The sequence below is a fragment of the Actinoplanes sp. NPDC020271 genome, from assembly GCF_044388125.1.
Taxonomy (GTDB): Bacteria; Actinomycetota; Actinomycetes; order Mycobacteriales; family Micromonosporaceae; genus Actinoplanes.
In genome coordinates, this window is the sequence record NZ_JBIRWQ010000022.1 from 126973 (window position 1) to 143675 (window position 16703).

Below are 16703 nucleotides of genomic sequence, written 5' to 3' on the forward strand. Positions count from 1 at the left end.
GTCAGGCTCCCTTGGCGGTCTTGGCGGTGGCGGAGAGCGCGACCAGGTGCGCGGCCGGCTCGGTGTAGTCGATGCCGACCACCTTGGACCCCTCGAAGCGGAACGAGGTCAGGCTGGCCAGCCCGCACTGCCGCTTACGCGGATCGTGCCACAGGCGCTTGCCCTCGACATACCGCCGGAGTGTCCAGATCGGCAGCTGGTGGGAGACGCAGACCGCCTCGTGCCCCTCGGCCGCGACCCGGGCCGCCTGGAGCGCCTCGAACATGCGCTGGGCGATCACCAGGTACGGCTCGCCCCAGGACGGGGTGATCGGGTCGCGCAGCACCCACCAGTTCCGCGGGTTGCTGAACGCGCCGTCGCCGACCGACACCTTCTTGCCCTCGAAGAAGTTCGCGCTCTCGATCAGCCGCACGTCACTGGCGATGTCGAGCTTGAATTCGCCGGCGATCGGGGCGGCGGTCTCCTGCGCACGCTCCAGCGGGCTCGCCACGACGTGCGTGACGTCCCGCCCGGAGAGGGCCTGAGCAGCGGCTTTCGCCATCTGGTGACCCAGCTCGGAGAGGTGGAAGTCGGGCAGGCGCCCGTACAGGATCTTGGTGGGGTTGAAGACCTCGCCGTGCCTGAACACGTGCACCGTGGTCTTCGTCAACTCATTCATGCCGTTGCTCCGCTTCGCTCCACACCGTCATGGATGTGAGAACTGAGCCCCATGGTGAGCTCCCTTCGGTCGCTCACGCCCGGCTCCCGGCCGCGGCGGCCCGCGCGGCGTGCTTCAGCGCGGACGCGATCTGCTCCAATGCCGTGTCGTCGATCGCGGTGGACACGAACCACGACTCGAAAGCGCTCGGCGGCAGGTAGACCCCGTGCGCCAGCATCGAGTGGAAGAACGCCTTGAAAGCGGCCGCATCCTGCGTCTTCGCCGAGTCGTAATCGACCACCTGGTTCTCGGTGAAGAAGATCGAGAACATGTTTCCCGCGTACGAGATCCGGTGCGGGACGCCGGCACGCTCGAGTTCCGCCACGGCAAGCTCGCCGATCGTGCTCGCGGTCTGGTCGAGGCGCTTGTAGACGTCCGCGTCGGCCAGCCGCAGCGAGGCCAGGCCGGCCGCACACGCCAGCGGGTTCCCGGAGAGCGTGCCGGCCTGGTAGACCGGGCCGGCCGGGGCGAGGCGGGACATGATCTCCCGCCGGCCGCCGAACGCCGCCGCGGGCAGCCCGCCACCCATCACCTTGCCGAAGGTGAACAGGTCGGCGTCGACCGGGTGCAGCCCGGCCCAGCCACCGGCGGAGACCCGGAAGCCGGTCATCACCTCGTCCACGATCAGCAGCGCGCCGTGCGCGTGGGCGATCTCGGCAAGTTTCTGGTTGAAGCCGTCGCGCGGGGCGACCACGCCCATGTTGCCCGGCGCGGCCTCGGTGATGATCGCCGCAATCTCGCCGCCGTCCTTCGCGAAGGCCGCGGTCACCGCGTCGACGTCGTTGTAGGGCAGGACGATCGTCTCGGACGCCGCCGCGCCGGTGACCCCGGGTGAGTCGGGCAGGCCGAGCGTCGCGACGCCGGAACCGGCCGCGGCCAGCAGCGCGTCCACATGGCCGTGATAGCAGCCGGCGAACTTCACCACTTTCGACCGGCCGGTGTAGCCCCGGGCCAGCCGGATCGCGGTCATCGTCGCCTCGGTGCCGGAGTTGACCAGCCGCACCTCGTCGACGGCCGTGCGCCGGACGATCTCCTCGGCCAGGTCGACCTCGCCCGCGGTGGGCGTGCCGAAGCTGGTGCCGAGCGCCGCCGCGGTCTGCACCGCCTCGACGATCGCCGGGTGGGCGTGACCGTGGATCAGCGGACCCCAGGAGCAGACGAGATCCACATACCGCCGGCCGTCGACGTCGGTGAGCCACGCTCCGCTGCCCTGGGCCATGAACCGGGGCGTGCCGCCGACCGCGCGGAACGCCCGCACAGGTGAATTGACCCCGCCCGGGACGATGGCCTGGGCGCGGTCGAACAGGGCCTGGGAAACCGGGGCGTCCTCCGGGTACGGAAGATCCGCGGTGGGATATGTCGTGGTCACAGCGGTTCCCATTCTGTCAGCGGGCACGGTCGCCTATGTTGAGAGGGTTGTTCACATCACCGGATGATGTCCGGATCGGCCCGGTTCGACCGCGCCGGACGGGCCGATTCGCCCTCAAGAGGATAGGCTGGCCGCGTGGAGCGAGCCGAGCTGTCCATCACGGTTCAGACCGCCCCGGACGAGATGACCATGCTGCTCGCCGGGGAGATCGACGTGCTCACGGTCACGGAGTTGTCCACCCTCGTCAATGACGTCCTCGCGGCTGACCCGCCGACGCGGATCGTGCTGGACATGGCGGGTGTCACGTTCTGCGACTCGCAGGGCCTCGGCACGCTGGTGGTGCTCAGCCGCAAGGCCCAGCACAACCAGTCGGTGCTGGCGCTGGCCAACGTGGGTGACTTCCTGATGCGGGTGCTGGACATCACCGGGCTGAGGTCAGCCCTCATGATCACCACGCCCTGAGCCGAGGTCCTTGCGCATCTGCTGGGTCACCAGCCGATATCCGGAAGACGCGTAGAGGTTGATCGCGCGGGTGTTGTCCCCGTGGACGTTGAGCTCCAGCGCGCTGATCCCGCGGTCGCGGACCACGCCCTCGGCCGCCGTGAGCAGGGCCCGGCCGTAACCGGCGGAGCGATGCTCCTCGACGACCTCGATGTCGAACAGGTAAGCGCAGTCGGCGACGCCGCGCGGGTGCACGAGGCTGATCCACAGCGTGCCGACCACCGCGCCGTCCGGGCGCAGGCCCTGCAGGAGGATCGTCTCCGGGGTGGCCCGGCCCGCCGGCAGCAGGCTCTCGTGCTTCTCGGCGGAGAGCCGCAGCGCCTCCTCGGCCCGCCACACGCCGGCCGAGGTCTGAAGATCGGCATAGCCACGGACCGCGGCGTCATACCACTCGTCGAAGTCGCTCGCGGGCATCTCCCGCAACGTCAGGTCGGGCATGCCCCGATGCTGTCACACCAGCCTGGGAGCCGGTTTTCCCCTGTGGACAACCGCGGCTGCGCTCAGCCAAAAGCTCAGCCGGAAGCTCAGCCGAAAGCGCCGCCGGCCGTCAGCGCGGCCCCGGATCCACTGGTCGCGGACACGGCGTAGGTGTCCGCACCGGCATCCCGGCCGCCCGAGGCGTAGGTGTAACGCGCGAAGAACGTGTACGTCCCCGGCGCGATCGTGTCCCCCGACGACAGCGTGAAGTGGTAGACCAGCACGCCCGCCTCCTCGGTGACGCTGCTGTTGACGCTCGCGCCCGGCACCTGCTGGCTGCCGCCCCGGGAGGTCAGCTCGGCCGTCTCGGCCAGCCGGATCGTCACGTCCAGCGCGGTCAGCGACTCGCTCGTCTTGATCGTCACCACGCTGCTGGCCTGCGTCTTCCCGCCGACGTCGACCGACCCGTCGGCCCACAGCGGCGACGTCCCGGCCGGCGCGGCGGAGGACGGCGGCGCGGACGGGGACCGGTGTGATTTCGGCGACGAGCTGGTCCGGCTGGGCTTCGGCGAGGAGCTCGCCGAAGGCTGCGGGGTGGCCGGGGTGGTCACCGTGGTGGTGACGGGTGGGGGCGGCGGCGTCGGCCGGCTGGATCCCGTTCCGCCGGCCAGTGCCCATTGGGCGAAGCCGCCGCCCCCGATGACGGCGGCCACGGCCGCCGCCGCTCCGGCGATCCGGACCCGGGGCGCGCGTCGCCGCGCCGCCTCGGTCCGCATCGCGCTCCTGGTGACCCGGTTCAGGATCACGGCGCGGTCGGGCTGGTGGGCCGCCGCCTCGGCGCGCAGCACCGCGCGCAGCTCGTCGTCGGTGAGCATCACGCCGCCGCCTCCCATCCGTTGATCCGGGCCAGACTGCCGCCGAGCATCTCGGCCAGTTGTTTCGCTCCGCGCGAGGTCGCGCTCTTCACCGCACCCTCGGAGATCCCGAGGGTCGTGGCGACCTCGCGCTCGGACATGTCGAACGCGTACCGCAGAACCACGCAGGCCCGCCGCCGGTGCGGCAGCCGGGCCAGAGCCCGGCGCACGTCCAGGACGGCCGGGACGTCCGACTCCGGGGCCCGTTTCAGGACCTCCAGCGAGAACAGGCGTTCCCGGCTGCGTCTGCGGATCCAGTTCCGGGCGAGATTCATCAAGATCCCATGCCCGTACGCCGCGGGGTCGTCCGCGGCCTGGACCCGGTCCCAGTGCCGCCACACCTCGGTCATCGCGTCGGCCGCCAGGTCGTCGGCGGCCGACGCGTCCCCGATCATCAGGTACGCAAGCCGCGACAACGAGTCGTAGTGCCGCTCGAAGTACGCGTGGAATGCGGCGTCGCGCATCGGGACCCTTCAAATCGGGGTGTGTGGCCGCCGGGCTGGCACCCGGCGGCCACCGGACATCACTTGAAGGTGATGTCGGAATCCGAGTAGATGCAGTTCACGCCGTCCGCCCCGGAACCGATCTCGGTCGGCTCGGCGCCGGTGTTGTTGCCCTTGAACTTGTCGCAGACCTTCAGCGTCGGTGCGCCGACCACGGTGATGCCGGACAGCGTCGCGGTGTCACCGAAGTTGGTGTTGATGCCGACCAGCGCCTTGCCCTTGCCGGTGGCGATCACGTTCTGCACGACGACCGAGCGCTTGTACTGGGTCTTGCAGTTGCCGCACGAGCGGTAGAGCTTGCCGTAGTCGCTGACCTGGAAGTTCTTGATGGTCAGAGTGCCGCCGCCGTTGTGCTGGAAGACCTTGTCGTCGGCGCCCTTGGCCCCGCCGCCGTTCACGGTGTAGACGGCCGAGGTGCCGCCCTTGAACGTCGCGGCGTCCTCGCCGACGTTCTCCCACCAGACGTTGGTCAGGGTGCAGGAGCCGAGGCAGTGCACGCCGTCCGCGGCCGGGTCGCCGAGGATCACGTTCGACAGGGTGGCGCCGTCGGCGAGCTCGAAGAGCGGGCCCTGGTCCTCGTCCTGCGAGTCGGTGCCCAGGTCACCGCTGCCGAAGTAGCGGACGTTGCCGCCGTCCAGGCTGGTCTTCACCTCGATGGTGGCGGTGACCGCCTTCGACCCGGTCGCGGTCGGCCAGGTGGTCGACGCGGACGTGGTCGCGGTCGGGGTGGCCGTGGCCGTCTTGGTCGGCGTGGCGGTGGCGCTCTTGGTCGCGCTCGGGGAAGCCGTGGCCGTCTTGGTCGCGCTCGGCGAGGCGGTCGCCGTGGCGGTCGCGGTCGCCGTGGCGGTGGCCGTTGCGGTCGCGGCGGAGACCGGGGTCACCGCGACGTCGTCGAACGATGCCGAGGCGAAGCTGGTGACCAGGCCGATCCGGCCCTTGGCGGCAAGGGTGCCGGTGGCGCTACCGATGGCCGTACCGTCGAGGAAGCCTTTGATCGTGGATCCTGAGGCGTCGATGCGGAGCGTGTGCCAGGCCGTGGCGCCGCTCACCGGCGTCGAGGCGAGCACCGACACGGTGCTGCCCTTGACCGCCTGCAGTTCGGCCTTGCCGGTGCCGAGCAGGGCCAGCCGGTACATCGTCGAGGAGCTGCTGGCCCGGGCCGCGATGCCGGCCAGGCCGCCGCTGCCGAACGTGCCGCCCTTGACCTTGGCCTGCACCGAGTAGTCGCCCCACGAGGTGTCGCCGGCGAAGACCCGGGCGAGCTCGCTGTCCGCCTTGGACTGGTTGTACACCTTCGACCCGTCGGTCACCACGGCCCAGGTGCCGCCGGACTTCGACCAGGCGCTCGTGCCGTTCTCGAAGTCGTCGCTGAACGTCGTGCTGCTGGCCGAAGCGTTGGGGACGAGAACCGCCACGAGCGCGGTGACCGCACCGGCGGCTCCCGCAGCGCCGAGGCCCGTGATCATCCGGCGGCGACGACGGCTCGCGGCCATGGCGTCGTCGGGGTGTGCGTGCCGCATGTTGCTCCTAGCTCCTGGGGGAAGAGGCTTCGACCGCTTGTGGCGCGGGCGATCAACTTCGTTGCCCCAGGTGACCTAGGTCACATGCAGTTAACTACCCCAGCGAGCCTTCTCCAGTAGCGCCAGGGCCTCGGTGGCCGCGTCCTCGCCGCCGGCCCGCAGCACGCGGGCCGCCTCGTCGACCGTCTCGGTCAGCCGGGCCCACTGCGCATCTCGCTCCCGGGTTGCCTCGGACTGCGCCTTCAGCTGCTGGTTCTTCCCCCACAGCTCGACGAAGACGGACACCTTGGCCCGCAGCACCCACGGGTCGAACGGCTTCGTCAGATAGTCCACCGCGCCCACGGCGTAACCCCGGAGGGCGAGCTGGGCGTCCCGGTCGGCCGCGGTCAGGAACAGGATCGGCACGTGCCTGGTCCGTTCCCGCCGTTTGATGTGACTGGCCGTCTCGAAACCATCCATGTTGGGCATGTGCGCATCCAGCAGGATCACCGCGAAATCATCGGTGAGCAGCTGTTTGAGCGCGGCCTCACCGCTCTCGACGGCGACCGCGGTCACCGGAAGACCCTGCAGAATCGCCTCCAGGGCCAGCAGGTTGTCCTTCCGGTCGTCGACCAGCAATGCCTTGGCGCGCTCACCCACGCGTGCTCACCTCGTTCCTTCCGCCGCGGCTCCCCGTCAGAGAGACGGTCTCAGCCGCGTTCCGGTTCCGTGGTCTCCGCGTTCACCCAGCGCGCCATCAACTCGATCAACTCGTCCAGGTCGACCGGCTTGGTGATGTAGTCACTGGCGCCGGCGGCGAGAGCCGACTCCCGGTCACCGGGCATCGCCTTCGCTGTCAGGAACACTACCGGTAGGTCGCGGAAGCGCTGATTCCGGCGGATTCCCCGCGTGGTCTCATACCCGTCCTGGTCCGGCATCATCGCGTCCATCAGCACGATGTCCACCTCTGGATGCTCGTTGAGAATGCGGACGCCGTCCACCCCGTTGTCCGAGTAGAGAACGTTCAGCCCGTGCATCTCCAGAGCGCTGGTCAGGGCGAACACGTTGCGCACGTCGTCGTCGACGATCAGCACCGTGGCGCCGTCCAGCTGCCGGCCGGCCGGGTGGATCGGCGCCGGTTCCTCCGGGCGGGAGCGCTCGATCAGCGGCATGTCCAGGGACGCCACCGGGCGTACCGAGATCGCCTTGGCCGGCGCCGCGGGCAGAGCCGGCATCGGAATCGCGTCGGAGGTCAGCGCCTCCGGCATGTAGAGCGTGAACGTCGACCCCTCGTTCGGCACCGAGCGGACCGCGATGGTGCCGCCGAGCAGCGCCGCGAACTCGCGACTGATCGACAGGCCCAGGCCGGTGCCCCCGTACTTCCGGGTGGTCGTGCCGTCGGCCTGCTGGAACGGCTCGAAGATGATCGCGAGTTTCTCGTCCGAGATGCCGATCCCGGTGTCCCGCACCGCGAACGCGACCATCTGCTCCCCGCTGACCAGGGACGGGACGTCCCGATCACTGTCCCGCGAGGCGGCGAAGATGCTCAGCGTCACCGAGCCGTTGTCGGTGAACTTCACCGCGTTGGAGAGCAGGTTGCGCAGGATCTGCTGGAGCCGCTGCGGGTCGGTGACGATCGAGTCCGGCAGGTCGGGGGCCAGTTCCACCTCGAACCGCAGCCCCTTGTCCTCGGCCTGCGGTGCGAACGCCTGCTCGACGTAGCTGCGGATGCCGTCGAAGTCGACCACGTCCGGCTCGACGTCCATCCGGCCGGCCTCGATCTTCGACAGGTCCAGGATGTCGTCGATCAGCGAGAGCAGGTCGGAACCGGCACTGTGAATGGTCCGGGCGAACTCGATCTGCTTCTCGGTCAGGTTCCGGTCGGTGTTGTCGGCCAGCAACCGGGCCAGCAGGAGCAACGAGTTCAGCGGGGTCCGCAGCTCGTGGCTCATGTTGGCCAGGAACTCGGACTTGTACGTGTTGGCCCGCGACAGCTGCTGTGCCTTCTCCTCCAGGCCGAGGCGGGCGAGCTCGATCTCCCGGTTCTTCAGCTCGATGTTGGCCTTCTGCTCGCTCAGCAGCTTGGCCTTGTCCTCCAGCTCGGCGTTGGTCCGCTGCAGCTCGGCCGACTGGTCCTGCATCTCCCGGGCCAGCCGCTGCGACTGCGCGAGCAACTCCTCGGTACGCCGGTTGGCCTGGATCGTGTTCAACGCCACCCCGATCGTCGCGACCAGGCGCTCCAGGAAGGTCAGGTGCAGGCCCGAGAAGGCGGCCACCGAGGCGAACTCGATCACCCCGAGCATCTCCCCCTCGAACAGCACCGGCAGCACGACCAGGTCGTTCGGCGGCATCGCGAGCAGCGCCGAGCGCATGGTCAGGATGCCGTCGTGAGTCGCGCGCACCCGGATCGTGCGGCGCGACACCGCGGCCTGACCGACCAGGCCCTCACCCGGGCCGAAGGTGACCTCGTGGTCGCGGGCGACGTACCCGTACGCCGCGGCCAGTCGCAGACGCATCACCGCTTCCTCGTTGTCGACCAGGAAGAACGCGCCGAGCTGCGCGTCCACCAGCGGCGTCACCTCGGTCATGATCATGCGGCAGACCTCGCCGACGTCCCGCTGGCCCTGCAGCAGGCCGCCGATGCGGGCCAGGTTCGAGTCGAGCCAGCCCTGCTCCGCGTTGGTCTTGGTGGTGTCGCGGAGCGTCACGATCATCTGGTTGATGTTGTCCTTCAGCTCGGCGACCTCGCCCTGGGCCTCGACGGCCACGCTCTGGGTCAGGTCACCGCGGGTCACGGCGGTAGAGACCTCAGCGATCGCACGGAGCTGGATGGTCAAGGTGGAGGCGAGCTGGTTGACGTTGTCGGTGAGGTCACGCCACGTACCGGAAACGCCCTTGACCTGGGCCTGACCGCCGAGCTTGCCCTCCGAACCGACCTCGCGGGCGACCCGGGTCACCTCGTCGGCGAACGACGACAGCTGGTCGACCATGGTGTTCACGGTGTTCTTCAGCTCGAGGATCTCGCCACGGGCGTCGACGGTGATCTTCTGCCCCAGGTCACCCTTGGCGACGGCGGTGGTGACCGAGGCGATGTTGCGGACCTGGGCGGTCAGGTTCGACGCCATGTAGTTGACGTTGTCGGTCAGGTCCCGCCACGTGCCGGCCACGCCGCGCACCTGCGCCTGACCGCCGAGCTTGCCCTCCGAACCGACCTCGCGGGCCACGCGCGTGACCTCGTCGGCGAACGACGACAGCTGATCCACCATGGTGTTCACGGTGTTCTTCAGCTCCAGGATCTCGCCCTGGGCGTCGACCGTGATCTTCTGCGACAGGTCACCCTTGGCCACCGCGGTGGAGACCTGGGCGATGTTGCGGACCTGGCTGGTCAGGTTGGAGGCCATCGAGTTGACGTTGTCGGTCAGGTCCCGCCACGTGCCGGCCACGCCGCGCACCTGCGCCTGACCGCCGAGCTTGCCCTCGGTGCCGACCTCGCGGGCCACCCGGGTCACCTCGTCGGCGAACGACGACAGCTGATCCACCATCGTGTTGACAGTGGACTTCAGCTCGAGGATCTCGCCACGCGCGTCGACCGTGATCTTCTGGCCCAGATCGCCCTTCGCCACGGCGGTGGTGACCGAGGCGATGTTGCGGACCTGGCTCGTCAGGTTCGACGCCATGTAGTTGACGTTGTCGGTCAGGTCACGCCACGTACCGGAAACGCCTTTGACCTGGGCCTGACCGCCGAGCTTGCCCTCTGAGCCGACCTCGCGGGCCACCCGGGTCACCTCGTCGGCGAACGACGACAGCTGATCGACCATGGTGTTCACGGTGTTCTTCAGCTCCAGGATCTCGCCGCGGGCGTCGACCGTGATCTTCTGCGACAGGTCGCCCTTGGCCACCGCGGTGGAGACCTGCGAGATGTTGCGGACCTGGGCGGTGAGGTTCGCGGCGAGCTGGTTCACGTTCTCGGTGAGGTCACGCCACGTGCCGGAGACGCCCCGGACCTGGGCCTGACCGCCGAGCCGGCCCTCGGTGCCGACCTCGCGGGCCACCCGGGTCACCTCGTCGGCGAACGACGACAGCTGATCCACCATCGTGTTCACGGTGTCCTTGAGCTCCAGGATCTCGCCCTGCGCGGCCACCGTGATCTTCTGCGACAGGTCACCCTTGGCCACCGCGGTGGAGACCTGGGCGATGTTGCGGACCTGACTCGTCAGGTTCGACGCCATCGAGTTCACCGAGTCGGTGAGGTCCTTCCAGGTGCCGGCCACGTTCGGCACCTCGGCCTGACCGCCCAGCTTGCCCTCGGTGCCGACCTCGCGGGCGACCCGGGTGACCTGCTCGGCGAAGAGCCGCAGGGTGTCGGTCAGCCCGTTCATCGTGTCGGACAGCTCGGCGACCTCGCCGCGGGCGGCCACCGTGATCTTCTGCGACAGGTCGCCGCGGGCCATCGCGGTCGCCACCTGCGAGATCGAGCGCACCTGATGGGTCAGGTTGGACGCCATCGTGTTCACCGAGTCGGTGAGGTCCTTCCAGGTGCCGGCGACGCCGCGGACGTCGGCCTGACCGCCCAGCTCACCCTCGGTGCCGACCTCGCGGGCGACCCGGGTGACCTGCTCGGCGAAGGACGACAACTGATCGACCATCGTGTTCACGGTCCGGCCGATGCGCAGGAATTCACCCCGCAGGGGGCGACCGTCCATCTCCAGCGCCATGTGCTGGGAGAGATCGCCCTCGGCCACCGCGCCGACGACCCGGGAGATCTCCGTCGTCGGCCGGCCCAGATCGTCGATCAGCGAGTTGATCGAACGGACGCTGTCGGCCCAGGAACCGTCCAGCCCTTCCTCGTCCAGCCGCTCGGTGAGCCGGCCCTCGCGGCCGACGATCCGGCTGATCCGCTTGAGGTCGAGATTCTGCCGCTCCTGCAGCGAGATGACCTCGTTGAACGCCTCCGCCACCGCACCGGCCGGGCCGCCACGCCGGGGCAGGCGAACCTTGAGATCACCGCGCCGGACCCGTCGCAGCGCCTCGGCGAGCTCACCGAGCAGAACGGTCTCGTCGGGGCCGCCGACGCTGGCTTCCTTGGCCGCAGTCATGCTGTCCTCACTCGCTGTTCCAAGCTGCCGGGGGTACCTATCCTCTCTCGCCCGACCGGGTCAATGCGAGAGACGACTTTGTGCATACACCCACCCAAGGGAGAGGATGCATGCTGTGCCAGCCGAGGTAGGAACCAGGACGAGCATCCCCGCGGGAGCGACGTCCGGCACCCTGGTGCGCCGGGCCCGCCTCCCCAATGATCGCCGGACTCCGGCGGCGGCGCGCGCGCTGGTCCGCTCGGTGCTGGAGGAGGCGGGGCTGGACGGCCTGCTCAACGAGGCCCTGCTGCTGACCACCGAACTGTCCACCAACGCGGTGGTGCACGCCAACACCGACCTGGACATCGAGGTCACCGCCGACACGTCCGGGCTGACCGTGACCGTCACCGACTTCGCGCCCGGCCCGGTCGAGCAGCTCGCGGTCGGGCCGAAGAACGAGAGCCCGGACATCGGTGAGGTCGCCGAGCGCGGCCGTGGCCTGCTGCTGGTCGACCACTTCGCCAGCCGCTGGGGCACCGTGCACGAGGGCGACGGCAAGGGCGTCTGGTTCCACCTCGACCATCACGCGCCCGACGGCACCGACGGGTCGCGGATCCCGGCGACGGCCGACACCCCGAGCCTGGGTGCGCTGACCGGGCTGCTGCGCAGCGGCTCCGACCGGCAGACCGACGAGGGTCTCGCGGACCTGGCCCACGACCTGCTCTCCCGGCTGGCCCGGCTGACCGGGGCGGCCGGCGGCGTGCTGCGGGTCGACCGCGGTGACGGCATGGGAAGACAACTTCTCGCACGGTACGGCCGGGCCCCGCGCGACAACGCCGACACGATCCGGGTGCCGTTGAGCGTGCACCGGCCGTACTCGGGGGAGCTGGAGCTGGACGCGGCCCCGGTCGGCTACGCGCAGTCGCTGGCCGCCATGGTCGCCGAGCGGTTCTCGCTGCACCTGGAGAACGACCGGTTGCGTCGCGCCGACGTGCGCCGGGCCACCTGGATCACATTCCTGGCCGAGGCGTCCGAGCTGCTCGCCCAGTCCCTCGACGTGAACCTCACGATGGCGCTGATCCCGCAGCTCGTGGTGCCCCGGCTGGGCCAGTGGTGCGCGGTGCACACCACCGACGCGTGGGGGCGGCTGCAGCTGGCCGCGGCTACCCACGCCGAGGAGTCCACGCTGGCCAACCTGCACGCGACGCTCGCCGAGTCCGGCCCCGAGTCGATACTGGCCCGGCTCGAGGAGGCGTCCCGGCTGGGCACCCAGGTGATGTTCGGGGCGCCGCTGGAGGGCTTCGCGGTGCCGCTGGTGGCCCGCGGGGCGCGGCTCGGCACGCTCGCGGTGGGGCGGCACGCGAAGCATCGGCACGACGCCGACGAGGTGGCGGTGCTGGAGGACGTGGCGCGGCGGGCTGCCCTGGCCATCGACAACGCGCGGATTCACGACGAGCGGCGCACGGTTGCGCGTACGCTCCAAGCCTCTCTTCTCCCCCCGGCGTTGCCGCACGTCGACGGCATCGGGTTCGCCGCGGAATACGTGCCGACCGGTTCCGAGGTGGGTGGCGACTTCTACGACGTGATGCCCTTCGGGGAGGATCGCTGGCTGGTCGTGGTCGGTGACGTCTCCGGCAAGGGGGTGCAGGCGGCCACCGTGACCGGCCTGGTCCGCGACGTGATCCGGATCCTGGTCGACGACGGCAAGTCGCTGAGCGAGATTCTCCAGCGGGTCAACCGCACGCTGGTGCAGCGCGGCGGCGGGCGGTACTGCACGCTCGCGATGGCCTCCGTGACCCGCCACTCGGACGGCAGCCTCCGCGTCTGCCTGCACCTGGCCGGGCACGACCGGGCGGTGCTGGTGCGCAACGACGGCCGGACGACGTTCGTCGGCGAGGGCGGCACGGCGCTGGGTTTGCTGGAGGCGATCACTTCTCCGAACGCCGAGGTCACGCTCCTCGCCGGCGACTCGCTGATCTTCTACACCGACGGGGTGACCGAGCGGCGCCGCGGGCGGGAGCTCTTCGGGTCCGGCCGGCTGCGGGAGGCGGCCGCGCCGCTGGCCGGTTACCCGGCCGACGCGATGGCGGCCCGGCTGCGTTCCACCACGATCAACTTCTCGGTGGAGGAGCCGCGCGACGACATCGCGATTCTGGTGCTGCGCAACGACGCCTGACATCGTGGGTGGATGAAGACCCAGTACTACACCGCGACCACGATCGACGGCTTCATCGCCGACCCGGACAACTCGCTGGACTGGCTCTTCGAAGTCGACGACGGCGGCGACGCCAACCCGTTCGGCGAGTTCTTCGACGGGGTCGGCGCGTTCGCCATGGGCGCGACCACCTACGAGTGGGTCCTCGCGCACGAGAACGCGGTGGAGGAACCCGAGAAGTGGCTTTCGCCTTACGGCGACACTCCGGCCTGGATCTTCACTCACCGTGAGCTGCCGCGCATTCCCGGCGCACACCTGCATTTCGTACGCGGTGAAGTCGCCCCCGTGCACCGGGAGATGACCGCCGCGGCCGGCGAGAAGAACGTGTGGCTGGTCGGTGGCGGTGAACTGGTCGGGTCGTTCGCCGACGCCGGCCTGCTCGACGAGCTGATCCTGGGGGTGGCCCCGGCAACGCTCGGTACCGGTGCTCCGCTGCTGCCCCGGCGGCTCACCTCGCAGCGCCTGAGCCTGACGTCGGTGAGTCAGCTCGGTCAGTTCGCCAATCTGCGGTACGCGGTGACCCCACCAACCGCTTGATCGATCTGCCCTTTTTGTCGCCGTCGGCGTGGCATGGTGTTGGCATGGCGAAGACGCAGTACTACACCGCCACCAGCATCGACGGCTACATTGCCGACGCGAACAACTCGCTGGACTGGCTCTTCGAGGTGGACGAGGGAACCGCGAACCCGTTCGGCGAGTTCTTCGCCGGCGTCGGCGCGTTCGCCATGGGCGCGACCACCTACGAATGGGTGCTGGAGAACGACAACCTGCTGGAAGAGCCGCAGAACTGGCACGACATGTACGGCGAGGTGCCCTGCTGGGTCTTCACCCACCGTGACCTGCCGCCGGTCCCGGACGCCAACGTGTTCATGATCAGCGGCGACGTCCGGCGGGTCCACGAGGCCATGCTCGTCGCCGCCCAGGGCAAGAACGTCTGGCTGGCCGGCGGCGGCGACCTGGTCGCCCAGTTCGCCCAGCAGGGCCTGCTCGACGAGATCATTCTGGGCATCGCCCCGGCCGTGCTGGGCTCGGGCACGCCGCTGCTGCGCCACAAGCTGCACGTCGACGAGCTGATCCTGACCGGAGTGCGGGAGGTCGGGCAGTTCGCCTACCTGACCTACGCGGTCGGTGACGTGGCCCGGATGGGCCGCCACCTGGCCGCCGAGACCGCCACCCTGCTCCCCGCCCACTTCTAGGCAGATCCGCGCTCGTCGAGGGCACGGGCCACCCTGTTGCTCATCCGCCGTGACGAGTTGGGCTGCTTGGTCACGGTCAGCACCTCCGCCCGGCTGAGCTCCGCTCGCCCGGCCAGCGTGAGCATGAGCGAATACGGCCGCGTGTTCGGCTGGTTGAGCAGCCACACCGCCCAGCGCAGCAGGTCGAGGAGGAGCGCCCGGTCCGCGTTCTGGTGCCGGGCCAGAGTCGTGAGCAGCCCGTTGCGTGTGTACTTGTCCAGGTCGTCCAACCGGATCGTGGCCAGCGTCCGGGCGTCGGCCCGCGGATTGCCGGCGACGGCGGCGCGGACGAACGGAAACCCGCTGACCGCCAGAGTTCGCAACCCCTCCTGATCGATCCGCGGGTCCAGGGCGAGGTCGCGATAGTGCCCGGGCGTGCGCTCCCGGGGCAGGAGCTCATAGATGTCGACCACGATCCAAGTCTGTCAGCCGGCCTTGACGCCCTCCAGGAAGCCGTCGGCGAGGACGTGACCGCGAACGGTCGCGAGCACGGCCGGGAGACCCGGCAGTGCGGCGTCGGCGGGGACCGCGCGGCCCAGGGCGTACAGGTGAAAGCCGTATCGGTGCAGGCCGTGACCGGGCAACGGGCGCGGCCCGAAGTAGCCGACCCGGCCCCGCGCGCCCGGCACGAACCGGAACGCCGGGTTCGCCGTGGTCAGCGCCCCCTCCGCGAGGCCGTCGAGGTCGGCCGGGAGCAGCGCGATCGTGTGCAGCCCGGGCCGGCTCATCGGCACGTCGATGTCCTCCAGCACGAACAGCAACTGCTCGGTGCCGTCGGGGAGGCCGCTCCAGCTGAGCTCGGGTGAGATGTTCGGCCCGAGGTCGAGCGAGCAGTGCCGGTCGGGGATCTCACCGCCGTGCTCGAACGCGGCCGACCGCAGCTCGATGGCGCGCGGCGCGGCCACCTCCGAGGCGTGCCGGATGCTGAGGCTCTCATCGGGTCGTTTGTTGCGCAGCAGCCGGCCGAGCGGAGTGACGAGGGTGACGAGCAAACTCATGGGGCAAGTCTCCGGTTCCCGAGCGGGCAAATCTAGAACAGGTCACGGGGCTCGGCCATCTCCAGCTCGCTCGCCAGGGCCGGCGGCGCGGACACCACCACGACCCGCCCACTCCGAGCCAGCAGCACCTGCTCCACCCCGGCCACGATGTCGCTCAACCGGCGAACGGGCAGGCCGGCGGGCAGCACGGCATGCACCGTCCCCAACCCGGCCGACCCGCGCAACGGCACGGGCGCCCCGCAGAGATCACGCAGCGCATAGGTCACGGCCTGGAGGCCCTCGGGCCGCACCGAGATCCGCACGGCCACGTCGCCGGACCCGAACGGGTAGCGCCCCCACCAGGGCGGACCCTGCTCGGCCAGGACGGTCTCCGAACCCCAGACCTGCGCGAGTTTCGCCGAGCGGCCGTCGACCGACGCAGCGTCGCCCTCGATCAGCACCGCCACCGTGCCCTCGGCCGCGCCCGGCAGGTCCACCTCGATCGCGCTCGGCTCCAGGCTCTGCGCGACCGCCTGCTCGACCAGCTCGGCGACCGCGGCCGGGGTGCGCACCGAGCGGCCCACCCAGCGGCGGGCCGGAGGCAGCGGGTGGACCCGCAGAGTCGCGGACGTGATCACGCCGTCGATCTCGGCGATGCCGGGCCGCCCGTTCTCCCCGTCGGTCTCGCGCTCGGCGCCCGAAGCCTCGGCGAACGTGACGCTCTCGGTCTGCTCGGCCGGGCTGCCGAACCGGTGGGCGAGCGGGCCGGCCTCGTTGACCGCGAGCATCCCGCCGATCGTGGCGCGGGGTGACGGCGGATCCACCGCGAGCCGCTTGCCCTGCAACGCGAGAGCGGCCTGAACAGCGGAGACGGGTGTCCCGGCGGCCACCGTCGTGGTCGCGCCGCGGTGGTGCCACATGCCGTTGAGGCGACCCGTGTCGACGATGATGTCCAGCCCCGCCGGCGGCGTACCCCAATTGATTTTGCTGCCTGAACCCCGCGCCCGGACGCTGAGCCCTCTCTCGGCGGCGAGGCGCAGCGTGGCCGCGGCGGCCGGCCCGGTCGCGGGCACCGCGACGAAGCCGGCGCGGTGCCCGCCCACCTGGTCCACCGACCTCGCCGGACGGGCGAAGTCGGGACCACAGATGTCCACGAGCGCGTCGAGAAGGGAATCAGTCACGTCCGAGGCCTCCCCACCAGACCGGAGCGCAGAGCTGAAGATCGTCCACTCTGGCATATCGTACACATGTTCGAATGACCGAGGTCGAGGTGTGTAAGAAACTGATCCCGGACCATTCCG

The 16703-nt window shown here is 70.1% G+C and carries 15 protein-coding genes; 4 read left to right on the top strand and 11 right to left on the bottom strand.

What is annotated here, in order from left to right; all coding sequences use genetic code 11:
* Position 1 precedes the first annotated feature (1 nt).
* Together ACH442_RS35735 and hemL are read right to left on the bottom strand one after the other, a co-directional pair.
* Positions 2-658, bottom strand: coding sequence for a histidine phosphatase family protein (locus ACH442_RS35735; protein WP_396342488.1), 657 nt, complete (start codon positions 656-658; stop codon positions 2-4).
* Positions 659-731: 73 nt separating this feature from the next.
* The gene (gene hemL / locus ACH442_RS35740) at positions 732-2078 is read right to left on the bottom strand and encodes a glutamate-1-semialdehyde 2,1-aminomutase (RefSeq protein ID WP_396342489.1); all 1347 of its coding nucleotides are present in this window, start codon (positions 2076-2078) and stop codon (positions 732-734) included.
* A 123-nt stretch (positions 2079-2201) separates the two neighbouring features.
* Between hemL and ACH442_RS35745 the strand changes: the two genes are divergently transcribed.
* Positions 2202-2528, top strand: a complete 327-nt coding sequence (locus tag ACH442_RS35745; protein ID WP_396342490.1) for an STAS domain-containing protein — start codon at positions 2202-2204, stop codon at positions 2526-2528.
* Here the strand turns inward: ACH442_RS35745 and ACH442_RS35750 are convergent.
* The 6 genes from ACH442_RS35750 to ACH442_RS35775 all read right to left on the bottom strand — a co-directional run bounded on the left by ACH442_RS35750 (position 2502) and on the right by ACH442_RS35775 (position 10996).
* On the bottom strand, positions 2502-3005 hold the full coding sequence (locus tag ACH442_RS35750; RefSeq protein WP_396342491.1) for a GNAT family N-acetyltransferase: 504 nt from the start codon (positions 3003-3005) through the stop codon (positions 2502-2504). The two genes, ACH442_RS35745 and ACH442_RS35750, sit on opposite strands and share 27 nt — an antisense overlap.
* A gap of 86 nt (positions 3006-3091) precedes the next feature.
* On the bottom strand, positions 3092-3862 hold the full coding sequence (locus ACH442_RS35755) for a hypothetical protein (protein WP_396342493.1): 771 nt from the start codon (positions 3860-3862) through the stop codon (positions 3092-3094).
* Positions 3859-4362: a SigE family RNA polymerase sigma factor gene (locus tag ACH442_RS35760; RefSeq protein ID WP_396342494.1), complete on the bottom strand. Its 504-nt coding sequence runs from the start codon at positions 4360-4362 to the stop codon at positions 3859-3861. Before ACH442_RS35760 ends, ACH442_RS35755 begins: the two co-directional genes overlap by 4 nt.
* A gap of 59 nt (positions 4363-4421) precedes the next feature.
* Positions 4422-5921, bottom strand: coding sequence for a pectate lyase (locus ACH442_RS35765; RefSeq protein ID WP_396342495.1), 1500 nt, complete (start codon positions 5919-5921; stop codon positions 4422-4424).
* A gap of 90 nt (positions 5922-6011) precedes the next feature.
* A complete protein-coding gene (locus tag ACH442_RS35770) occupies positions 6012-6560 on the bottom strand; it encodes a two-component system response regulator (RefSeq protein ID WP_396342496.1) in 549 nt (182 codons plus the stop codon).
* 50 nt (positions 6561-6610) lie between these two features.
* Complete coding sequence (locus tag ACH442_RS35775) at positions 6611-10996, bottom strand: HAMP domain-containing protein (protein ID WP_396342497.1); 4386 nt, start codon at positions 10994-10996, stop codon at positions 6611-6613.
* A gap of 106 nt (positions 10997-11102) precedes the next feature.
* Here ACH442_RS35775 and ACH442_RS35780 point away from each other — a divergent pair, with 106 nt between their 5' ends.
* Genes ACH442_RS35780 through ACH442_RS35790 form a run of 3 tightly spaced genes read left to right on the top strand, consistent with a single transcriptional unit; the run spans position 11103 to position 14386 of the window.
* The gene (locus ACH442_RS35780; protein ID WP_396342498.1) at positions 11103-13151 is read left to right on the top strand and encodes a SpoIIE family protein phosphatase; all 2049 of its coding nucleotides are present in this window, start codon (positions 11103-11105) and stop codon (positions 13149-13151) included.
* 12 nt (positions 13152-13163) lie between these two features.
* A complete protein-coding gene (locus ACH442_RS35785) occupies positions 13164-13727 on the top strand; it encodes a dihydrofolate reductase family protein (RefSeq protein WP_396342499.1) in 564 nt (187 codons plus the stop codon).
* 44 nt (positions 13728-13771) lie between these two features.
* Positions 13772-14386: a dihydrofolate reductase family protein gene (locus ACH442_RS35790; RefSeq protein ID WP_396342500.1), complete on the top strand. Its 615-nt coding sequence runs from the start codon at positions 13772-13774 to the stop codon at positions 14384-14386.
* On the opposite strand, the gene ACH442_RS35795 is transcribed toward ACH442_RS35790, so the two are convergent.
* Genes ACH442_RS35795 through ACH442_RS35805 form a run of 3 tightly spaced genes read right to left on the bottom strand, consistent with a single transcriptional unit; the run spans position 14383 to position 16583 of the window.
* Positions 14383-14838, bottom strand: a complete 456-nt coding sequence (locus tag ACH442_RS35795) for a hypothetical protein (RefSeq protein ID WP_396342501.1) — start codon at positions 14836-14838, stop codon at positions 14383-14385. The two genes, ACH442_RS35790 and ACH442_RS35795, sit on opposite strands and share 4 nt — an antisense overlap.
* Positions 14839-14850: 12 nt before the next feature.
* Positions 14851-15423: a YbhB/YbcL family Raf kinase inhibitor-like protein gene (locus ACH442_RS35800; protein WP_396342502.1), complete on the bottom strand. Its 573-nt coding sequence runs from the start codon at positions 15421-15423 to the stop codon at positions 14851-14853.
* A gap of 32 nt (positions 15424-15455) precedes the next feature.
* Positions 15456-16583, bottom strand: coding sequence for an FAD-binding oxidoreductase (locus tag ACH442_RS35805; RefSeq protein WP_396342503.1), 1128 nt, complete (start codon positions 16581-16583; stop codon positions 15456-15458).
* Between the last annotated feature and the right edge of the window lie 120 nt (positions 16584-16703).

Bases quoted from the DNA above. Each gene is read 5' to 3' on its own strand.
- ACH442_RS35735 (WP_396342488.1), bottom strand. From the start codon at position 658: ATGAATGAGTTGACGAAGACCACGGTGCACGTGTTCAGGCACGGCGAG.
- ACH442_RS35750 (WP_396342491.1), bottom strand. From the start codon at position 3,005: ATGCCCGACCTGACGTTGCGGGAGATGCCCGCGAGCGACTTCGACGAG.
- ACH442_RS35780 (WP_396342498.1), top strand. From the start codon at position 11,103: ATGCATGCTGTGCCAGCCGAGGTAGGAACCAGGACGAGCATCCCCGCG.
- ACH442_RS35765 (WP_396342495.1), bottom strand. From the start codon at position 5,921: ATGCGGCACGCACACCCCGACGACGCCATGGCCGCGAGCCGTCGTCGC.
- ACH442_RS35800 (WP_396342502.1), bottom strand. From the start codon at position 15,423: ATGAGTTTGCTCGTCACCCTCGTCACTCCGCTCGGCCGGCTGCTGCGC.
- ACH442_RS35790 (WP_396342500.1), top strand. From the start codon at position 13,772: ATGGCGAAGACGCAGTACTACACCGCCACCAGCATCGACGGCTACATT.
- hemL (WP_396342489.1), bottom strand. From the start codon at position 2,078: ATGGGAACCGCTGTGACCACGACATATCCCACCGCGGATCTTCCGTAC.
- ACH442_RS35760 (WP_396342494.1), bottom strand. From the start codon at position 4,362: ATGCGCGACGCCGCATTCCACGCGTACTTCGAGCGGCACTACGACTCG.
- ACH442_RS35775 (WP_396342497.1), bottom strand. From the start codon at position 10,996: ATGACTGCGGCCAAGGAAGCCAGCGTCGGCGGCCCCGACGAGACCGTT.
- ACH442_RS35785 (WP_396342499.1), top strand. From the start codon at position 13,164: ATGAAGACCCAGTACTACACCGCGACCACGATCGACGGCTTCATCGCC.